Source organism: Streptomyces sp. NPDC059355 (assembly GCF_042752335.1).
Taxonomy (GTDB): domain Bacteria; phylum Actinomycetota; class Actinomycetes; order Streptomycetales; family Streptomycetaceae; genus Streptomyces.
Window position 1 is genome coordinate 18,167 of sequence record NZ_JBHYXN010000045.1, and the last position, 21,998, is coordinate 40,164.

Here is a 21,998-nt window from a genome sequence, read left to right on the forward strand (position 1 = left end):
CATCAAAAGGACTCGGTGAGACCCGACATGGCAAATGACGAGAAGATCCTCGACTACCTGAAGAAAGTCACGGCCGATCTGCACCAGACCCGGCAGCGGCTCCAGGACGTCGAGGCTCAGACGCGGGAGCCGATCGCGATCGTGGCCATGAGCTGCCGCTTTCCCGGCGGGATCACCACGCCGGAAGAGCTGTGGCAGCTGGTGGCCGAGGGCCGCGACGCCGTGGCGGGCATGCCCACCGACCGCGGCTGGGACCTCGAGGCCCTGATGGACCCGAACCCCGACGCCCCCGGGTCGAGCTACGTCCACCAGGGCGGCTTCCTGGAGAACGCCGGCATGTTCGACCCCGGGTTCTTCGGGCTCAGCCCGCTGGAGGCCGAGGGCACCGACCCGCAGCAGCGGCTCACCCTCGAAGTGGCCTGGGAGGCCTTCGAGCGCGCCGGCATCGACCCGGAGACCCTGCGGGGCAGCCAGGTCGGCGTCTACATGGGCTCGGGCATCCAGGACTACGGCGACTACGAGGAAGGCGTCCCGGAGGCCGTCGAGGCCTTCATGGCGACCTCCCGCGCCTCGTCCGTCATCTCGGGCCGCGTCTCCTACACCCTGGGGCTGGAAGGCCCCGCCTTCACCGTCGACACCGCCTGCTCATCCTCCCTGGTGGCCATCCACCTGGCCGCGCAGGCGCTGCGCCAGAACGAGTGCAGGCTCGCCCTGGCCGGCGGTGTGATGATCATGTCGACGGCGTCCCCGTTCGTCGCGTTCAGCAAGCAGAAGGGCCTGTCGCCGGACGGACGCTGCAAGGCGTTCTCCGACGCGGCCGACGGCACCGGCTGGGCCGAGGGCGCCGCCGTCATCCTCCTGGAGCGCCTCTCCGACGCCCGCCGCAACGGGCACGAGGTCCTCGCGGTGATCCAGGGCTCGGCCATCAACCAGGACGGCGCCTCGAACGGGCTGACCGCGCCGAACGGCCCCGCCCAGCAGAAGGTGATCCGCCAGGCCCTCGCCAACGCCCAGATCCCCGGCGCCCACGTCGACCTCGTCGAGGCCCACGGCACCGGCACCACCCTCGGCGACCCGATCGAGGCCCAGGCCCTGCTCGCCACCTACGGACAGGACCGCAGCGCCCAGCGGCCGCTGCGGCTCGGCTCGTTCAAGTCGAACATCGGCCACGCCCAGGGCGCGGCCGGCGTCGGCGGCGTCATCAAGACCGTCATGGCGATGCGCAACGGCCTGATGCCGCGCACCCTGCACGTCTCCGAGCCCTCCAGCCACGTGGACTGGAACGCCGGCCACGTCGAGCTGCTGACCGAGGCACTGCCCTGGCCCAAGGCCGAGGACCACGCCCGTACCGCGGGCGTCTCCGCGTTCGGCCTCAGCGGCACCAACGCCCACGTCATCCTCCAGGAGGCGCCGGAGCCGGCCGTCTCGCAGGAGGCTCCCGAGACCCCGGCCGTCCCCGCCGTCACCTCCCCGGTCCTGCCGTACGCGGTCTCCGCGCGCGGCGCCCAGGCCCTGCGCGGACAGGCCGCCAAGCTGGCGTCCTTCGTCCGCGGGCAGGCCGCTGCCGAGGACCCGCGCGACATCAGCCACGCCCTGATCACCCGCCGCACCGCCTTCGACCACCGCGCCGTCGTCCTCGGCGGCGACCGGGACGCCCTGCTGGCCGGGCTCGACACCCTCGCCGACGGCGGCAAGGCCCCGCACCTGGTCCGCGGCACCGCCTCCGGCGCCCCGCAGGTCGCGTTCGTCTTCCCCGGCCAGGGCTCGCAGTGGATCGGCATGGCCGTCGAACTGCTCGATTCCTCCCCGGCGTTCGCCGAGCGGATGCGCCAGTGCGCCGAGGCCCTCGCCGAGTTCACCGACTGGAACCTCATCGACGTCGTACGCGGTGAGCCCGGCGCCCCCACGTACGACGAGGTCGACGTGGTCCAGCCGGTGCTGTGGGCCGTCATGGTCTCGCTCGCCGAGCTGTGGCGCTCCTTCGGCGTGGAGCCGGCCGCGGTCGTCGGCCACTCCCAGGGCGAGATCGCGGCGGCCACCGTCGCCGGCGCCCTCTCCCTGCAGGACGGCGCCCGCGTCGTCGCCCTCCGCAGCAAGATCATCCGTACCGGGCTGGCCGGCCGCGGCGGCATGATGTCCGTACGCCTGCCCTCCGCCGAGGTCCGCGAGCTCATCGCCCGCTGGGACGGCCGCCTCCAGCTCGCCGTCGTCAACAGCCCCACCTCGGTCGTCGTCTGCGGCCACCCCGAGAACCTCGACGAGCTGTACGCGCACCTGGAGGCGGAAGGGGTCCAGGCCCGCAAGATCCCCGTCGACTACGCCTCGCACTCCGTCTTCGTCGAGGAGATCCGCGACGAGGTCCGCGCCGCCCTCGCAGGCGTGACTCCGCGCTCCGCCGACGTCTCCTTCTACTCCACCGTCGTCGGCGCCCCCGTCGACACCGCCACCCTCGACGCCGACTACTGGTACCGCAACCTGCGCCAGACCGTCCTCTTCGAGGAGACCACCCGCGCCCTCCTCGACGACGGCTTCACCGTCTTCGTCGAGGCCAGCCCGCACCCCGGCCTGCTCGTCGGCCTCGCCGAGACCGTCTCCGCCGTCGGCGTCAGCGCCGCGCCCGTCGGCTCGCTGCGCCGCGGCGAAGGCGGCATCGAGCGGTTCGCCACCTCGCTCGCCGAGGCCTGGGTCGCGGGCGCGCCCGTCGACTGGAGCCTCTTCCACGGCGCGGCCCCCGCCCGCCCCGTCGACCTGCCGACGTACGCCTTCCAGCGCGAGCACTACTGGGCGCCGGCCCCCGCCGCCGCGGGCGACGTCGAGGCCGCCGGCCTCGACCCGGCCGGCCACCCGCTGCTCGGCGCCGTCGTCACCGCGCCCGACAGCGAGGGCATCACGCTGACCGGCCGCCTCTCCACCGCCACCCACGGCTGGCTCGCCGACCACCGCGTCGGCGACCAGGTCTTCTTCCCCGGCACCGGCTTCGTCGAACTCGCCGTCCTGGCCGGCGACCGGGCCGGCTGCACCACCGTCGAGGAACTGACCCTGGAGGCCCCGCTGGTGCTGCCCGCGCGCGGCGGAGTCGCCGTACGGGTCACCGTCGACGGCCCCGACCCGGCCGGCCGCCGGGGCGTGAGCGTCCACTCGCGCGGCGAGGACGCCGGCCTGTCCTGGACCCGGCACGCGGTCGGTGTCCTCGGCCGCACCGCCGCCCCCGCCCGCCCCTTCGACACCACCGCCTGGCCGCCCGCCGGCGCCGAACCGGTGGACCTCGGCGGGTTCTACGAGAACGTCGCCGCGGAGGGCCTGAACTACGGGCCCGTCTTCCGGGGCCTGACCGCGGCCTGGCGCCTCGGCGAGGACCTGTACGCCGAGGCCTCCCTGCCCGACGCCGCCGACGGCTCCGCGTACGGACTCCACCCGGCGCTGCTCGACGCGGCCCTGCACACCGTGGCGCTGACCGGCGTCACCGGCGACGGGGCGGCCCTGCCGTTCGCCTGGTCCGGGGTCACCCTCGCGGCCGAGGGCGCCACCGCCGTCCGCGTCCGGGTCAGCGCGCTCGGCGAGGGCGAGGTCGCCGTCGACCTGGCCGACTCCGCCGGGCAGCCCGTCGCCTCCGTGGACTCCCTCGTCCTGCGGCCGCTCACCGACGACCGGCTCGCCCAGGACCGCTCCCTCACCCGGGACGCCCTGTTCCGCATCGACTGGCAGGCCCTCCCGGCGGCGGCCGCCGCCGAGGCCTCGCTCACGACGTGGGAGGCGGCACGGGCCGAGGACGCCGAACTCGCCGACGTGGTCCTGTGGGACGCGCCGGCCGCCGCCGGCGCCGAGGCCGCCCGCACCGCCGCGCAGGCCGCCCTCGCCGTCGCCCAGGAGTGGCTCGCCGACGAGCGGTACGCCGGATCGGTGCTGGTCGTCCGTACGAGCGGCGCCGTCGCCGCCCGCACCGGCGAGGACGTCACCGACCTGGCCGGCGCCACCGTATGGGGCCTGGTCAAGTCGGCCCAGTCCGAGAATCCCGGCCGCATCGTCCTCGCCGACGCCGCCACCGAGGCCGACGTGCTGACCGCGTACGCCGCCGGCGAGTCCCAGATCGCCGTCCGCGACGGAGTCGCCTACGCGCCCCGCCTGGTCCGCTCCGCCGCCGACGACGGCGGCGAGGCACCGCGGTTCGCCGCGGACGGCACCGTCCTGCTCACCGGCGGCACGGGCATGCTGGGCCGGCTCTTCGCCCGGCACCTGATCACCGGGCAGGGCGTCCGCCGCCTGCTGCTGACGAGCCGCAGCGGACCCGACGCCGAAGGCGCCGCCGAACTCGCCGCCGAGCTCACGGAACTGGGCGCGCACGTCGAGATCGCCGCCTGCGACGCCGCGGACCGCGGCGCCCTCGCCGCCCTCCTGGCCGCCGTACCGGCGGAGCACCCCCTCACCGGGGTCATCCACCTCGCCGGCGTCCTCGACGACGGCATCCTCGGCTCGCTCACCCCCGAGCGCCTCGACTCCGTCCTGCGCCCCAAGGTCGACGCGGCCCTCAACCTGCACGAACTCACCGCCGGCGCCGACCTCGCGGCCTTCGTGCTCTTCTCCTCCGTCGCCGGGATCTTCGGCAACCCCGGTCAGGCCAACTACGCCGCCGCCAACGCCTTCCTGGACGGCCTCGCCGCCCACCGCCAGGCGGCCGGCCTGCCCGCCCAGTCCCTCGCCTGGGGCTTCTGGGGCGAGGCCAGCGGCATGACCGGCGCCCTCACGGACGCCGAGCGCTCCCGCATCTCGCAGGGCGGCGTCCACCCGATCTCCTCCGACGAGGGCGTCGCCCTCTTCGACGCCGCGCGCGCCGCGGGCGACGCCACCCTGGTCCCCGTCAAGCTGGACCTCGGCGCGATCCGCGCCCAGGGTGCGAGCGCCCGCGAGGTGTTCCGCTCCCTCGCCCCGGTCACCGCCCGCCGCAAGGCCGGCGGCAAGATCGAGGCCGGCGCCCTCCAGCAGCGGCTGGCCTCCCTCCCCGAGGCCGACCGCGAGGAGGTGCTCGTCGAGCTGGTGCTGCGTCAGGTCGCCGACGTACTGGGCTTCAGCTCCACCCAGGCCATCGAGCCGGAGCGGGCGTTCAAGGAGCTCGGCTTCGACTCCCTGCGCGCCGTCGAGTTCCGCAACGGCCTCGCCGAGGCCACCGGCCTGCGCCTGCCCGCCACCGTCGTCTTCGACTACCCGAACCCGCTGGGCCTCGCGCGCCACCTGCTCACCGAGGTGTCCGGCCTGCCGGCCGCCGCACGGCCCGCCGCCCGCAAGGCCGCGGCCAAGGCCGCCGACGACGACCTCGTCGCCATCGTCGGCATGGCCTGCCGCTTCCCCGGCGGCATCACCTCGCCCGCCGGCCTGTGGCAGGCCGTCGCCGACGGCGTCGACGCCATCTCCGACTTCCCGACCGACCGCGGCTGGGACCTGGCCCGCATCTACGACCCCACCGGTGCCCGCCCCGACACCAGCTACGTCGCCCGGGGCGGATTCCTGTACGACGCGGGCGACTTCGACCCCGACTTCTTCGGGATCAGCCCCAACGAGGCGCTGATCATGGACCCGCAGCAGCGCCTGCTGCTGGAGGCCTCCTGGGAGGCCTTCGAGGACGCCGGCATCGACCCGCGCACCCTCAAGGGCAGCCGGACCGGCGTCTACTCCGGGATGATGTACCACGACTACGCGCACAACGCGTCCACGGGCGGCATCGCCTCGGGCCGGGTCTCCTACGTCCTCGGCGTCGAAGGCCCGTCCATGACGGTCGACACCGCCTGCTCCTCCTCCCTCGTCTCCCTGCACCTGGCCATCCAGGCGCTGCGCTCCGGCGAGTGCGGCCTGGCCCTGGCCGGCGGCGTCACCGTGATGTCCGACCCCGAGGTCTTCGTCGAGTTCAGCCGCCAGAAGGGCATGGCCAGGGACGGCCGCTGCAAGTCCTTCGCGGGCGCCGCCGACGGCGCCGCCTGGTCCGAGGGCGTCGGCGTGCTCGTCGTCGAGCGGCTCTCGGACGCCCGGGCCAACGGCCACCGGGTTCTGGCCGTCGTACGCGGCTCCGCCGTCAACCAGGACGGTGCCTCCAACGGGCTCACCGCCCCCAACGGCCCCTCCCAGCAGCGCGTCATCCGCGCCGCCCTGGAAGGCGCCGGACTGACCACCGCCGACGTCGACGTCGTCGAGGCGCACGGCACCGGCACCACCCTCGGCGACCCGATCGAGGCCCAGGCCGTCCTCGCCACCTACGGCCAGGACCGCGCCGAGGACGAGCCGCTGTGGCTCGGCTCCCTCAAGTCGAACATCGGACACGCCCAGGCCGCCGCGGGCGTCGGCGGCGTCATCAAGATGGTCGAGGCCCTGCGCCACGGGCTGATGCCGAAGACCCTGCACATCGACGAGCCCACCCCGCACGTCGACTGGGAGGCGGGCAACGTCAAGCTGCTCCAGGAGCCGGTCGCCTGGCCCGCCCGGGCCGGCCGCCCGCGCCGCGCGGGCATCTCCTCCTTCGGCCTCAGCGGCACCAACGCCCACGTCATCCTCGAAGAGGCCCCCGCCGACGCCGCGGCGCCCGCCGGCGAACACCGCGAACTGCCCCTCGTACCGGTCGTGCTGTCGGCCCGCAGCCCGCAGTCCCTCGCCGAGCAGGCGCAGCGCCTCCGGGCGCGGGCCGCAGAGGACGCGGAGCTCTCCCTGACCGACCTCGGCCACGCGGCGGCCACCTCCCGCACCCCCCACGACCACCGCGCCGCGGTGATCGCCGGGAACCGTGAGGAACTGCTCGCCGGACTCGCCGCGCTGGCCGAAGGCTCGGCGACGGCGGGTGTGGTCCAAGGCGCCGTACGGGACGGCAAGCGCGCCTTCCTGTTCACCGGCCAGGGCGCCCAGCGCCTGGGCATGGGCCGGGAACTGCACGCCGGCTTCCCGGTCTTCGCCGCCGCCCTCGACGAGGTCGTCGCCGCCCTCGACACCTACCTCGACACCCCGCTGTACGAGGTGATGTGGGGTGAGTCCGCCGAGGACGAGGCGCTGCTGAACAGCACCGCCTACACCCAGCCCGCCCTCTTCGCCATCGAGACGGCCCTGTACCGGCTCGTCGAGTCCTGGGGCGTCCGCCCGTCCTTCCTGGCCGGCCACTCCATCGGCGAGATCACCGCGGCCCACGCGGCCGGCGTGCTCTCCCTTCAGGACGCGGCCCGCCTCGTCGCGGCCCGCGGCCGCCTGATGCAGGCACTGCCCGCGGGCGGAGCCATGGCCGCGATCGAGGCCACGGAGGAAGAGGTCCTGCCGCACCTGACCGACACCGCCGGCATCGCGGCCGTCAACAGCCCGCGCTCCCTGGTCGTCTCCGGCGCCGAGGACGCGGTCGAGGAGATCACCGCCGTCTTCACCGCACTGGGCCGCAAGACGACCCGGCTGCGCGTCTCGCACGCCTTCCACTCGCCGCTCATGGACCCGGTCCTCGCCGAGTTCCACCTCGTCGCCGAGAACGTCACCTACCACCAGCCGAGGATCCCCGTCGTCTCCGGCGTCCACGGCGAGGTCAGCGAGGACTGGGGCACCCCGGACTACTGGACCCGCCACCTGCGCGAGGCCGTCCGCTTCAGCGACACCGTCCGGTACCTGCACGGCCAGGGCGTCACCCGCTTCGTCGAGCTGGGTCCCGACGCCGTCCTGTCGGCCCTGACCGGCACGACCCTGGACGGCCAGGACATCGCCGTCGAGCCGGTCCTGCGCAAGAACCGCCCCGAGCCGCGCACCCTCCTCACCGCGCTGGCCAGCCTGCACACCACCGGAACGCGCATCGACTGGCAGGCCTTCTACGCCGGCACCGGCGCCCGCCGCGTCGACCTGCCGACGTACGCCTTCCAGCGCCGCCGGTTCTGGATCCAGGGCGGCCAGGCGGGCGGCGACGCCACCTCCCTCGGCCTCTCCACGGTCGGGCACCCGCTGCTCGGCGCGGTGATCTCCGCGCCCGAGACGGACGGGATCGTCCTCACGGGCCGCCTCGCGCTGTCCGCCCAGCCGTGGCTGGCCGACCACAAGGTCGGCGAGACCGTCCTGTTCCCCGGTACCGGCTTCGTGGAGCTGGCCGTCCAGGCGGGCGACCGGATCGGCTGCCCGGCCGTGGACGAACTGACGCTGGAGGCGCCGCTGGTGCTCCCGCCGCACGGCGGAGTCGCCGTGCGGGTCGCGGTCGGCGCCCCCGACGGGTCGGGCCGGCGCCCGGTCACCTTCCACTCGCGCGTCGAGGACGAGGACCTCCCGTGGGTGCGGCACGCGGTGGGCACGCTCGCCGAGGAGGCCGCCGAGCCCGTACGCCCCTTCGACGCGTCGGCCTGGCCGCCCGCCGGCGCCGAACCGGTCGACCTCGACGGGTTCTACGCCGACGTGGCCGAGGCCGGCCTGGCCTACGGCCCCGTGTTCCAGGGCATGCGGGCCGCCTGGCGCTCCGGCGACGACGTCTACGCCGAGGTCGCCCTGCCCGACGGCGTGGAGCCGGACGGCTACGGCCTCCACCCCGCGCTGCTCGACGCGGCGCTTCACCCGGTCGCGCTGTCCGGCGTGACCGGCGGGGAGGCCGCCCTGCCGTTCGCCCTCTCAGGCGTCTCCCTCGCCGCCGAGGGCGCGTCCAGCCTGCGCGTACGGGTCACCGCCCGCGGCGAGGGCTCGGTCGCGGTGGACCTCGCGGACGCCTCGGGGGTCCCCGTGGCCTCGCTCGCCTCGCTGATGCTGCGCCCGCTGACGACCGGCCAGGCGGCCGCCGACGGCCGCTCGGCGGTCCGGGACGCACTGTTCCGGATCGACTGGCAGGCGCAGGCGCAGGCGCAGGCGCAGGCGCAGACGCAGACGCAGACGCCGAGCGCGGCCGCCGACGGCCGGTCCGCGGTCGCCTGGCCGCCGCTCGGCGAAGGCCCCGTCGCGGAGACCGTCGTCTGGGACGCGCCCGCCGGCACCGACGCGGCCGCCGTGCACGCCGCCGTCGGCCAGGCCCTGGAGGTCCTGCGGGACTGGCTGGCCGACGAGCGCTTCGAGGGCTCGACGCTCGTCGTCCGGACCCGCGGTGCGGTCGCGGTGGCGGACGAGGAGGTGACCGACCTGGCCGGCGCCGCCGTCTGGGGCCTGGTGAAGACCGCGCAGTCGGAGAACCCCGGCCGAGTCGTCCTCCTCGACACCGACGCGCCGGACGAGGCTGCCCCGGACTTCGCGGATGTCGCCCTCGCGGTCGCATCCGGCGAACCGCAGGCCGCCGTACGGTCCGCGGCCGTCCTCGCCCCGCGCCTCGTACGGGCGGAAGCGGCGCAGGCCCCCACCGCCGAATCCGCGGAGTTCGCCGCCGACGGCACGGTGCTGATCACCGGCGGTACGGGCATGCTGGGCCGCCTCTTCGCCCGGCACCTGATCACCGAGCGCGGTGTGAGCCGCCTGCTCCTGACCAGCCGCCGCGGCCCGGCGGCCGAGGGCGCGGCCGAACTCGTCGCGGAACTCGCCTCGCTCGGCGCCGAGGTGGAGATCGCCGCGTGCGACACCTCCGACCGCGAGGCCCTCGCCGCCCTCCTGGCGGCCGTCCCGGCCGCCCACCCGCTCACCGGCGTGATCCACATGGCCGGTGTCCTGGACGACGGCGTCCTCGGCTCGCTGACGCCGGAGCGCGTGACCGCGGTCCTGCGCCCCAAGGTCGACGCCGCCCTGCACCTGCACGAGCTGACCGCGGGCCTGGACCTGGCCGCGTTCATCCTCTTCTCCTCGGTCGCCGGCATCCTCGGCAACCCGGGCCAGGCCAACTACGCGGCCGCCAACGCCTTCCTCGACGCCCTCGCGACGTACCGGCACGCACAGGGCCTGCCGGCCCAGTCCCTCGCCTGGGGGCCGTGGGCGGCGCAGGAGGCCGGCGGCGGCATGGCCGGCGAGCTGGCCGCCGCCGACAGCGGCCGCATGAGCCGGATCGGCATCGAGCAGCTGTCGGCCGGCGCGGGCACCGAGGTGTTCGACGCGGCCCACGCCCTCGGCGCACCCGCGCTCGTGACGATTCTGCTGAACACGAAGGCGATGCGGAGCGCCACCGACCTCCCGGACCTGTTCCGGAGCCTGGTGCCCGCCCGCTCCCGCCGCCGCGCGGACTCCGGCTCCACGGTCGACGTGACGGCGTTCCGCCGCCGGATGGCCGGGCTGTCGGAGGCCGCCCGTACGGACGAGCTCGTCGACCTCGTACGGGCCCACGCGGCCGCGATCCTCGGCCACTCGGGAGCGGCGGCCATCGGCAAGAGCCGCGAGTTCAAGGAGCTCGGATTCGATTCGCTGTCCGCGGTCGAGTTCCGCAACAGCCTCGCCGAGGCCACCGGACTGCGACTGCCGGCCACGCTCGTCTTCGACTACCCGAACTCCCAGGCGCTCGCCGAGTACTTCGCCGAGGAGCTGCGGCCGAGGGACGGGAGCGAGGGGGCCGGCGCCGCCGGCCCCGACTCCGAAGAGGGCAGGATCCGTCGCCTGCTCCAGACCGTCCCCATGGCCCGCCTGCGCGAACTGGGCCTCGTGGACACGCTCCTCGAACTCGCCGACGGGCGAACGCACACCACGGAGTCCAAGGCGGTCGCCGCGGAGGAAGAGGCGATCGACGACATGGACGCCGAGAGTCTGATCAACATGGCGCTCGACGGTCTCGGGCTGGACGACGCGATACAGGGAATGTGAGAAGCCGATGTCCAATTCTGACCAGAAGCTGCTCGACGCGCTCCGGGCGTCCATGAAGGAGACCGCCCGGCTGCGGACGCAGAACCGCAACCTGTCGGCCGCCGCGCGCGAGCCGATCGCCATCGTCGCCATGAGCTGCCGTTTCCCGGGCGGGGTCGATTCCCCCGAAAGCCTGTGGCAGCTCGTCGACGAGGGACGCGACGGCGTCTCGGAGTTCCCGGTCAACCGGGGCTGGGACGTCGAGGGCCTGTACGACCCCGAGGGCGAGCGCCCCGACACCACGTACGTCAACAAGGGCGGGTTCCTGCACGACGCGGACCGCTTCGACCCCGCCCTCTTCTCGATCAGCCCCAACGAGGCGCTGATCATGGACCCGCAGCAGCGCCTGCTGCTGGAGGCCTCCTGGGAGGTCTTCGAGCGGGCCGGCATCGACCCGCACACCCTCAAGGGCAGCCGGACCGGCGTCTACTCCGGGATGATGTACCACGACTACGCGTACAACAGCGCGACGGGCTCCATCGCCTCCGGCCGCGTCTCGTACGCCTTCGGCTTCGAGGGCCCGTCCGTGACCCTCGACACCGCCTGCTCCTCCTCCCTCGTCGCCATGCACCTTGCGGCCCAGGCCCTCCGGGCGGGGGAGTGCACCCTTGCCCTGGCCGGCGGCGTCGCCGTCATGTCCACCCCCGAGGTCTTCGTCGAGTTCAGCCGTCAGCGCGGCCTCGCCAAGGACGGCCGCTGCAAGTCCTTCGCAGCCGCCACCGACGGCACCGGCTGGTCGGAGGGCGTCGGCGTGCTCCTGCTGGAGCGCCTCTCCGACGCCCGCCGCAACGGCCACCAGGTCCTGGCGGTCCTGCGCGGCAGCGCCGTCAACCAGGACGGCGCCAGCAACGGCCTCACCGCGCCCAACGGCCCCTCGCAGCGCCGCGTGATCCGCAGCGCCCTCGAGAACGCCGGCCTCACGACGGCCGACGTCGACGTCGTGGAGGCGCACGGCACGGGAACCACCCTCGGCGACCCCATCGAGGCGCAGGCACTGCTCGCCACCTACGGGCAGGACCGCGACGCGGACAAGCCGCTGTGGCTCGGCTCCCTCAAGTCCAACCTCGGCCACACCCAGGCCGCGGCCGGCGTCGCGGGCGTCATCAAGATGGTGCAGGCGATCCACCACGGCGTCCTGCCCAGGACCCTCCACATCGACGAGCCGACCCCGCACGTCGACTGGACGGCCGGCAACGTCAAGCTGCTCACCGAGCCGGTCGCCTGGCCGGCGGGCGAGCGCCCGCGCCGGGCCGGCATCTCCTCCTTCGGCCTCAGCGGCACCAACGCACACGTGATCGTCGAGGAGGCGCCCGCGCCCGCCGAGACCGGGAACGAGGCGGAGACCGAGCCGCAGGACACCGCCCCCGCCTTCGTGCCGGGGCTGGTGCCGTGGGCGCTGACCGGCCGGACGGCGCCGGCGCTGCGCGCGCAGGCGGAGCGGCTGATCACACACCTGGAGACCCTGGACGACGCCGACCTCGCGATCGCCGGGCGGGCGCTGGCCACCCGGCGCGCCGGGCTGGGCGAGCGGGCCGTGGTCATCGGCGAGAACCGCGAGGAGCTCCTCTCCGGTCTGACCGCCCTCGCCGGGGGCGGCGCGTCCGCCGCGGTCGTGCAGGGGCAGGTACGGGAGGGCAAGTCGGCCTTCCTGTTCACGGGCCAGGGCGCCCAGCGCCTGGGTATGGGGCGTGAACTGCACTCCGCCTTCCCGGTGTTCGCGGAGGCGCTGGATGCGGTGGTCGCCGCGCTGGACGCACACCTGGACACCCCGCTGTACGAGGTGATGTGGGGCGAGTCCGCCGAGGACGAGGCGCTGCTGAACAGCACCGCCTACACCCAGCCCGCCCTCTTCGCGATCGAGACGGCGCTGTTCCGGCTGGTGGAGTCGTGGGGTGTGCGGCCCGACTTCCTGGCCGGGCACTCCATCGGCGAGATCACCGCCGCCCATGTGGCCGGGGTCCTCTCCCTGGAGGACGCGGCCCGCCTGGTCACCGCACGCGGCCGCCTCATGCAGGCACTCCCGACAGGCGGAGCCATGGCCGCCATCGAAGCCACGGAAGAAGAACTCCTTCCGTACGTCTCCGACCTGGTCGGCATCGCGGCGATCAACAGCCCGCGCTCCATCGTGGTCTCGGGTGCCGAGGACGCCGTCGAGGCGATCCAGGCGCAGTTCACCGAGCAGGGCCGCAAGACGACCCGGCTGCGCGTCTCCCACGCCTTCCACTCCCCGCTCATGGACCCGGCCCTCGCGGAGTTCCGCGCGGTCGCGGAGGGCGTGACGTACCGCGCCGCCGGGATCCCGGTGGTCTCGGGCGTGCACGGCGAGCTGAGCGAGGACTGGGGGACCCCGGAGTACTGGACCCGCCACCTGCGCGAGGCCGTCCGCTTCTGCGACACCGTCGAGTACCTCCAGGGCCGCGGCGTCGAGACGTACGTGGAGCTCGGCCCGGACGCGATCCTGACCGCCCTGGCGAGCGCGACCGTCGGCGACGTCGAGGGCACCGCCTTCATCTCCTCCTGCCGCCGGCAGCGGCCCGAGGCCCGCGAACTGCTCGCGGCCGTCGCCCGCACCCACAACCAGGGCATCCCCGTCGACTGGGCCGCCTACTTCGGCGCCACCGAGGACCGCTGGGCCGATCTGCCGACGTACGCCTTCCAGCAGCAGCGCTACTGGCTGGAGGCCACGACCGGTGAGGGCGCCGGCCTGGGCTCCGCCGGCCTGGAGACGGTCGGGCACCCGCTGCTGAGCGCCGCGATCGCCTCCGCCGACTCCGGCGAGACCGTCCTGACCGGCCGCCTCTCGGTCGACGGCCAGCCCTGGCTGGCCGACCACGACGTCCTCGGCAGCATCCTCTTCCCGGGCACCGGCTTCGTCGAGCTCGCCATCCGCGCGGGCGACCAGGTCGGCTGCGACGCCGTCGAGGAACTCACCCTGCACGCCCCGCTGATCCTGCCCGAGCGGGGCGGAGCCGCCGTGCAGGTCTGGCTCGGCGCCGACGACGGATCCGGGCGCCGTACGGTGACCATCCACTCCCGCGACGAGAACGCCGGCGAGCCGGTCTGGACGCGGCACGCGGAAGGCACCCTGGTCAGTGGCGCGGGCCTGCCGGCCGCCGGCCTGACCGAGTGGCCGCCGCCCGGTGCCACCCCGACGACGGTGGACGGGGCGTACGAGCTCCTGCGGGAGCGCGGCTACCACTACGGCCCGGTGTTCCAGGGCCTCAAGGCCGCGTGGACCTCCGGCGAATCGCTGTACGCGGAGGTCTCCCTCCCCGAGCAGGCGCACGCCGACGCCGCGCGGTACGGCCTGCACCCGGCCCTCCTCGACGCCGCCATGCACGTGGCGCTGATCGACGACGGGTCGGGCACCGACGAGTCGACGGTGCTGCCCTTCTCCTGGAACGACGTGGCCCTGCACGCGGGCGGCGCCCCGGCGCTGCGCGTGTGCATCGCCCCCTCCGGCCCGAACACGGTGACCGTGACGGTGGCCGACGCCGAGGGGCAGCCGGTCCTGACGGTGGGCTCGCTGGTGTCGCGTCCGGTGTCGCAGGAGCAGCTGAGTGCGGGCGGTCCGGAGTCGCTGTTCGAGATCGCCTGGCGGCCGCTGGCGGTGCGCGCGGATGCTGCTGCCGAGCAGCACGTGTGGGGTGGGCTGCCGGAGGGTGAGCTCACCGGCGCCGTGGTGTTCCACGTACCGGACACCGAGGGCGGGCTGCCGGAGGCGGTGCGCTCGGCGAGTGCGCGGACGCTGGCGGTGGTTCAGGAGTGGCTGGCCGAGGAGCGGTTCGCGGAGACCACGCTGGTCGTCGCGACGCGTGGCGCGGTGGTCGTGGACGCCGCCTCCGATGTCATCGATCTGGCGCAGGCTCCTGTGTGGGGTCTGGTGCGTGCGGCGCAGGCGGAGAACCCGGGCCGTATCCAGCTGACCGACCTCGCCTCGGCGGCGGACGCGCTGGCGGCCGTCATCGCCTCGGGCGAGCCGGAGAGCGCGGTCCGCGCCGACGGCATCCGCATCCCGCGCCTGGCCCCCGTCACCGCGATCGCGGAGGCTTCCGTCGTCCTCGACCCCGAGGGCACGGTCCTGATCACCGGTGGCACGGGCGGTATCGGTGCCCATCTGGCCCGGCACCTGGTCACCGAGTACGGTGCCCGCCACCTGGTCCTCACCTCCCGGCGCGGCCCCGACGCGGAGGGCGCGGCCGAACTGGCCGCCGAGCTGAACCAGCTGGGCGCCGAAGTCACGATCACGGCCTGCGACGTGGCCGACCCGGCGGGCATCACCACCCTGCTGGCCTCGATTTCGGCCGCGCACCCGCTGACCGGCGTCGTCCACGCCGCAGGCACCGGCGACAACGGGCTCATCGACACCATGGACGCCGAGCGCCTCGACCGGGTCCTCGCTCCCAAGGCCGACGCGGCCTGGCACCTCCACGAGCAGACCCGGCACCTGGACCTGCCGCTCTTCGCCCTCATCTCCTCCGCCGGCGGCCTCACCCTGGCCGCCGGACAGGCCAACTACGCCGCCGCCAACACCTTCCTGGACGCGCTGGCCACCCACCGCCACGCCCAGGGCCTCGCCGCCCAGTCCCTCGCCTACGGGCTCTGGGCGAGCACGGGCATGGGCCAGTACATCACCGACACCGACGTGAAGCGCATGGAGCGCCAGGGCCTGCCGCCGCTCCAGCCCGAGGAGGCCCTCGCCCTCTTCGACGCGGCCTGCGCATCCGGCCGCCCCGCCACCGTCCCGCTCCACATCAACCGCACCGCCCTGGCCGCCCGTACCGACGAACTGCCCGCGCTCCTGCGCTCCGCCACCCCCGCCCCGCAGCGCCGCAACGTCCGCGCGAGCGCCGGCGGTGCGGGGGCCGGAGCCGCCCACGAGCTCGCGGCTCGCCTCGCCGGGAAGACCGAGGAGGAGCGCGACCAGGCCCTGCTCGAACTGGCGCGGACGCACGTGGCCGCCGTACTGGGCCACGAGTCGCCCGACGCCATCGAGCCCGACCGGGCCTTCCAGGAGCTCGGCTTCGACTCCCTCAGCGCCGTCGAACTGCGCAACCAGCTGAAGGCCGCCACCGGGCTCCGGCTCCCCGCCACGCTCGTCTTCGACTACCCGAACGCCCGCGCCGTCGCCGCGTACATCGGCGAGTCCATCGGCGGAGCGGCGCAGGACGCGGCCACCCGTCCGGCCGCCGCCGTCGCCCGTACGCGGGCGGACGGCGACGACGACCAGATCGCGATCGTCGCGATGAGCTGCCGCCTCCCCGGCGGAGTCACCTCCCCCGAGGAGCTGTGGCAGCTCGTCGTGGACGGCCGGGACGCCGTCTCCGGCTTCCCCCTCGACCGCGGCTGGGACGTCGAGAACATCTACGACCCGGAGCCGGGCGTGCCGGGCAGGACGTACGCCAACGAAGGCGGCTTCCTCTACCGGGCGGGCGACTTCGACCCGCACTTCTTCGGGATCAGCCCCAACGAGGCGCTGATCATGGACCCCCAGCAGCGGCAGCTCCTGGAGGTCTCGTGGGAGGCCATCGAGCGGGCCGGCATCAACCCGCACACCCTCAAGGGCAGCAGGACCGGTGTCTTCGCGGGCGTCATGTACCACGACTACGGGCAGGGCACCGAGGCCGCGGCCACCACCGGCGGCAGCCTCATCTCGGGCCGCGTCTCGTACACCCTGGGCCTCGAAGGCCCGTCCATGACCGTGGACACGGCCTGCTCCTCGTCCCTCGTCTCGCTGCACCTGGCCACCCAGTCGCTGCGCTCCGGCGAGTGCTCGATGGCACTCGTCGGCGGTGTCGCGGTGATGGCGAGCCCCGACATGTTCGTCGAGTTCAGCCGCCAGCGCGGGCTCGCCGCCGACGGCCGCTGCAAGTCCTTCGCGGGCGCCGCGGACGGCGCCGCCTGGTCGGAGGGCGTCGGCGTCCTCGTCATCGAGCGGCTCTCCGACGCCCGCCGCAACGGCCACCCCGTGCTCGCCGTGATCCGGAGCTCCGCCGTCAACCAGGACGGCGCGTCGAACGGCATGACCGCCCCCAACGGCCCCTCCCAGCAGCGCGTCATCCAGAGCGCGCTGGAGAAGGCCGGACTGACCACGGCCGACGTCGACGTGGTCGAGGCGCACGGCACGGGTACCAAGCTCGGCGACCCGATCGAGGCCCAGGCCGTACTCGCCACGTACGGGCAGGGCCGCGACGAGGACAAGCCGCTGTGGCTCGGCTCGCTGAAGTCGAACATCGCGCACACACAGGCCGCGGCCGGTGTCGCCGCCGTCATCAAGATGGTCCAGGCACTGCGCCACGGGCTGATGCCGAAGACCCTGCACGTCGACGAGCCCACCCCGCACGTCGACTGGTCCGAAGGCAACGTCAAGCTGCTCACCGAGGCGGTCGAGTGGCCGGCGGGCGAGCGGCTGCGCCGCGCGGGCATCTCCTCGTTCGGGCTCAGCGGCACGAACGCGCACGTGATCCTGGAGGAGGCCCCGGCAGCCCCGGAGGCCGCCGCCGACGGGGCGCCGCGCGAGCTGCCCGTCGTACCGGTGGTGCTGTCGGCCCGATCCCCCGAGGCCCTGGCCGGCCAGGCGGAGCGGCTGCGGGCGCACCTCGCCGACCATGCGGACGTGTCCTTGACCGACCTCGGCTTCTCGGCGGCGACCACCCGGACCGCGCACGAGTACCGGGCCGCGGTGGTCGGCGCGGACCGCGAGGAGCTCCTTACGGGGCTGTCGGCGCTGGCCGGCGGCTCGGCGGAGGCGGGCGTGGTGCAGGGCCTCGTACGGGAGGGTCGTTCGGCCTTCCTGTTCACGGGGCAGGGCGCGCAGCGGCTGGGGATGGGGCGTGAACTGTATGCCGCTTTCCCGGTGTTCGCGGAGGCGCTCGATGCCGTGGTCGGTGCGCTGGACGAGCACTTGGACCGGTCGTTGTACGAGGTGATGTGGGGTGAGTCCGCCGAGGACAAGGCGCTGCTGAACAGCACCGCCTACACCCAGCCCGCGCTCTTCGCGATCGAGACGGCGCTGTTCCGGCTCGTCGAATCGTGGGGTGTGCGGCCGGACTTCCTGGCCGGCCACTCCATCGGCGAGATCACCGCGGCGCATGTCGCGGGGGTTCTGTCGCTGGAGGACGCGGCCCGGCTGGTGGCCGCACGCGGCCGTCTGATGCAGGCGCTGCCCGCCGGTGGCGCCATGGCCGCGATCCAGGCGACCGAGGAGGAGATCCTCCCGCACCTGACGGACGCGGTCGGGATCGCGGCGATCAACAGCCCGCGTTCGATCGTGGTGTCGGGGGCCGAGGAGGCCGTCGAGGCGATCCAGGCCGCGTTCACCGAGCTGGGTCGCAAGACGACCCGGCTGCGCGTCTCGCACGCCTTCCACTCGCCGTTGATGGACCCGGTCCTGGCCGAGTTCCGCGCGGTCGCCGAGTCCGTGGCGTACGAGCCCGCCCGGATCCCGGTGGTCTCGGGCGTCCACGGCGAGCTCAGCGAGGACTGGGGGACCCCGGACTACTGGACCCGCCACCTGCGCGAGGCCGTCCGCTTCTCCGACACCGTCCGACACCTGCACGACAAGGGCGTCACCCGCTTCATCGAGCTGGGCCCCGACGCCATCCTGACCGCGCTCACCCAGGTCTCCCTGGACGGCCGGACCAGCGTCATCGAGCCCGTCCTGCGCCGCAACCGCCCCGAGGTCCGCAGTCTCCTGACCGCGCTCGCCCACCTGCACAGTGCGGGCTCGCGCATCGACTGGGCGGCCTTCTTCGCCGGCACCGGCGCGCAGCGCGTCGACCTGCCGACGTACGCCTTCCAGCACGAGCGGTACTGGCTGGAGGCCACGCCGGCCACCGACGTCGCCCACCACGGCCAGACCTCGGTCGGCCACCCCCTGCTCAGCGCGGCCATCACCCTGGCCGGGACCGACGAGGCCGTGCTGACCGGCCGCCTCGCCGCGGGCACGCACGCCTGGGTCGCCGACCACGACGTGCTGGGCAGCGTGCTGCTGCCGGGAACCGGCTTCGTCGAGCTGGCGCTCCAGGCGGGTGACCAGGTCGGCTGCCCGGTCCTGGAGGAACTCACCCTCCAGGCACCGCTCGTACTGCCCCGGCACGGAGGAGTCGCCCTCCAGGTGTCGGCCGGCGCGCCCGACGACACGGGCCGCCGGACCGTACGGGTCCACTCGCGCCACGAGGACGCACCGGCCGACACCCCCTGGGTGCTGCACGCCGACGGCCTGCTCGGTGCCCGCCCGGTCGACGCGGGCACGGACCTCACCGTCTGGCCGCCCGCCGGCGCCACCGCGGTGGACGTGAGCGACACGTACGAGGTGCTCCAGGGCCGCGGCTACCACTACGGCCCGGTGTTCCAGGGCCTCACGGCCGCCTGGACCTCCGGCGACGACATCTACGCCGAGATCGAACTGGCCGAGCAGGCGCACGGCGACGCCGAGAGCTTCGGGGTCCACCCGGCCCTGCTCGACGCCACGATGCACGCACTGGGCATCGGCGGTTCGGATGCGGACTCCGAGGGGGGCGCACAGCCGCTGCTGCCCTTCTTCTGGGAGGACGTGTCCCTGTACGCGGTCGGCGCCACGGCGCTGCGCGTACGGATCTCCTGGACGTCCGAGAACACCATGTCCCTGGACGCGGCCGACGCGGCCGGTGCCCCGGTGCTGTCGGTGAAGAGCCTGACCTTCCGTCCGGTGTCGCAGGAGCAGCTGGGCGGGGGGCGGCCGGACTCGCTGTTCGAGATCGCCTGGCGTCCGTCGGCAGCTCAGGTTCCGGCGGATGCCATCGCCGAGCAGCACGTGTGGGGTGAGCTGCCGGAGGGCGAGCTGTCGGGTGCGGTGGTCTTCCACGTCCCGGACGGCGAAGGCCCGCTGCCCGGGGCGGTGCGTTCCGCGACGGCACGGACGCTGGCGGCCCTTCAGGAGTGGCTGGCCGAGGACCGGTTCGCGGAGACCACGCTGGTCGTCGCGACGCGTGGCGCGGTGGTCGTGGACGCCGCCTCCGATGTCATCGATCTGGCGCAGGCTCCTGTGTGGGGTCTGGTGCGTGCGGCGCAGGCGGAGAACCCGGGCCGTATCCAGCTGACCGACCTCGCCTCGGCGGCGGACGCGCTGGCGGCCGTCATCGCCTCGGGCGAGCCGGAGAGCGCGGTCCGCGCCGACGGCATCCGCATCCCGCGCCTCGCCCCCGTCACCCCGAGCGCCGAGGCCTCCGTAACCCTCGACCCCGAGGGCACGATCGTCATCACCGGCGGCACCGGCGGCATCGGTGCGCACCTGGCCCGGCACCTGGTCACCGAGCACGGTGCCCGCCACCTCGTCCTGACCAGCCGGCGCGGCCCCGATGCCGAGGGCGCGATCGAACTGGCCGAGGAACTCTCCGAGTCGGGCGCCGAGATCACGCTCACCGCCTGCGACGTGGCCGACCCCGTCAACATCACCGCGCTGCTGGCCTCGATCCCGGCCGCGCACCCGCTGACCGGCATCGTCCACGCCGCGGGTACGGGCGACAACGGGCTCATCGCGACGATGGACCCCGAGCGCCTCGACCGCGTCCTGGCCCCCAAGGCCGACGCGGCCTGGCACCTCCACGAGCAGACCCGGCACCTGGACCTGCCCCTGTTCGCCCTCATCTCCTCCGCCGGCGGCCTCACCATGGCGGCCGGACAGGCGAACTACGCGGCGGCGAACACCTTCCTCGACGCCCTCGCGACGTACCGCCACGCCCAGGGCCTCGCCGCCCAGTCCCTCGCCTATGGGCTCTGGGCGGGCACCGGCCTCGGCCAGTACGTCTCCGACACCGACGTGAAGCGCATGGAGCGCCAGGGCCTGCCGTCGCTCCAGCCCGAGGAGGCCCTCGCCCTCTTCGACGCGGCCTGCGCATCCGGCCGCCCCGCCACCGTCCCGCTCCACATCAACCGCACCGCCCTCCAGGCGCGTGCCGACCGGCTCCCCGCACTCCTGCGGCCCGCCACCACCCCCACCCAGCGCCGCAGCGCCGGGGCCAAGAGCACCGAGGCAGAGCTCATCTGGCTCCGGATCGGCGGGGCGCCGGAGGCCGAGCAGGAAGCGGCCCTGCGCGAGCTCGTGCAGCGACGGGCCGCCCACCTCCTGGGCCACGCGAGCCCCACCGCCATCGACGTCGAGCGGGGCTTCCTGGAGTCCGGGTTCGACTCGCTCAGCGCGATAGAGCTGCGCAACGCCCTCATGAAGGACACCGGGCTCCGGCTGTCCCCGATGGTGGTGTTCGACAGCCACAGCCCGGCCCAGCTCGCCAAGGTGCTGCTGGCCGAGTACGCCGAGCAGGGCCTGCGTACGACGGCCACCGCGGCCACCACCTCCGGCGCCCCCGCGGCCCCGGGCTCCGCTCCGGCCGCCCCCCGGCCGGGCCGGGGAGCGGGGGAGACCCTGCGCGACCTGTTCCACGCCGCCGTGGTCGCCGGCCACGCCGACAAGGGCTTCGACCTGCTGCGCGCGGCCGCTGCCGTCCGGCCGTCCTTCGAGACGGCGACCGAGCTGGAACGCGTACCGGCCGCGGCGCGGCTCGCCGACGGTGCGGAAGGCCCGCACCTGATCTTCATCAACACGCCGATGGCGACGGGCGGGGCCTACCAGCACGCGCGCCTCGTCTCCCACCTCCAGGGCAGGCGGAAGGTCTCCGCCCTGCCGATCCTCGGCTTCGACGCGAGCGAGAGCCTCCCGGCCACCCCGCAGGCGGCGGTCGAGGGCCTGGCCCGTACCGTCCTGGAGGCCGCGGGCGACGAGCCGTTCGTCCTGATCGGCTACTCCTCCGGCGGCACCCTCGCCTACGCCACCGCCGGGCACCTGGAGCGCGCGTACGGCATCCGCCCGCACGGCGTGGTGCTGCTCGACACGTACAACGTCCACGACGGCGAGAGCGAGGGCGTCCCGATGGACGGTCTGGCGCTCGGCATGTTCGACAAGGAAGCGGCCTTCGGGGAGTTCGACACCACCCGGCTCTCGGCCATGGGCCGCTGGGTGGAACTCGTACCGGACCTGCCCCTCGACTCCGTCGCGGCGCCCGTCCTCTTCGTCCAGTGCACCCAGTCGTTCGTACCGGACGGCGACGACCCCTCGCCCGAGCTCACCCAGGGCAAGGCCGAGCCCTGGGAGCCCGCCCACACGCTGCGCCCCGTCGCCGCGAACCACTTCACGATCGTCGAGGAGCGCGCGGCGGACACCGCCCACGTGCTCGAAGAGTGGCTCGACGACGCACAGACCGCCCACCCGGACAACCAGAAAGCGATGTGAGACGACG

At 74.4% G+C, this 21,998-nt stretch carries 2 protein-coding genes; both read left to right on the top strand.

The window, feature by feature from the left end; translation table 11 throughout:
• The first annotated feature begins 15 nt into the window (after positions 1–15).
• A complete protein-coding gene (locus ACFXGI_RS31375; protein ID WP_384713979.1) occupies positions 16–10,686 on the top strand; it encodes an SDR family NAD(P)-dependent oxidoreductase in 10,671 nt (3,556 codons plus the stop codon).
• 7 nt (positions 10,687–10,693) lie between these two features.
• Complete coding sequence (locus ACFXGI_RS31380; protein ID WP_384713982.1) at positions 10,694–21,991, top strand: SDR family NAD(P)-dependent oxidoreductase; 11,298 nt, start codon at positions 10,694–10,696, stop codon at positions 21,989–21,991.
• Positions 21,992–21,998: the final 7 nt, after the last annotated feature.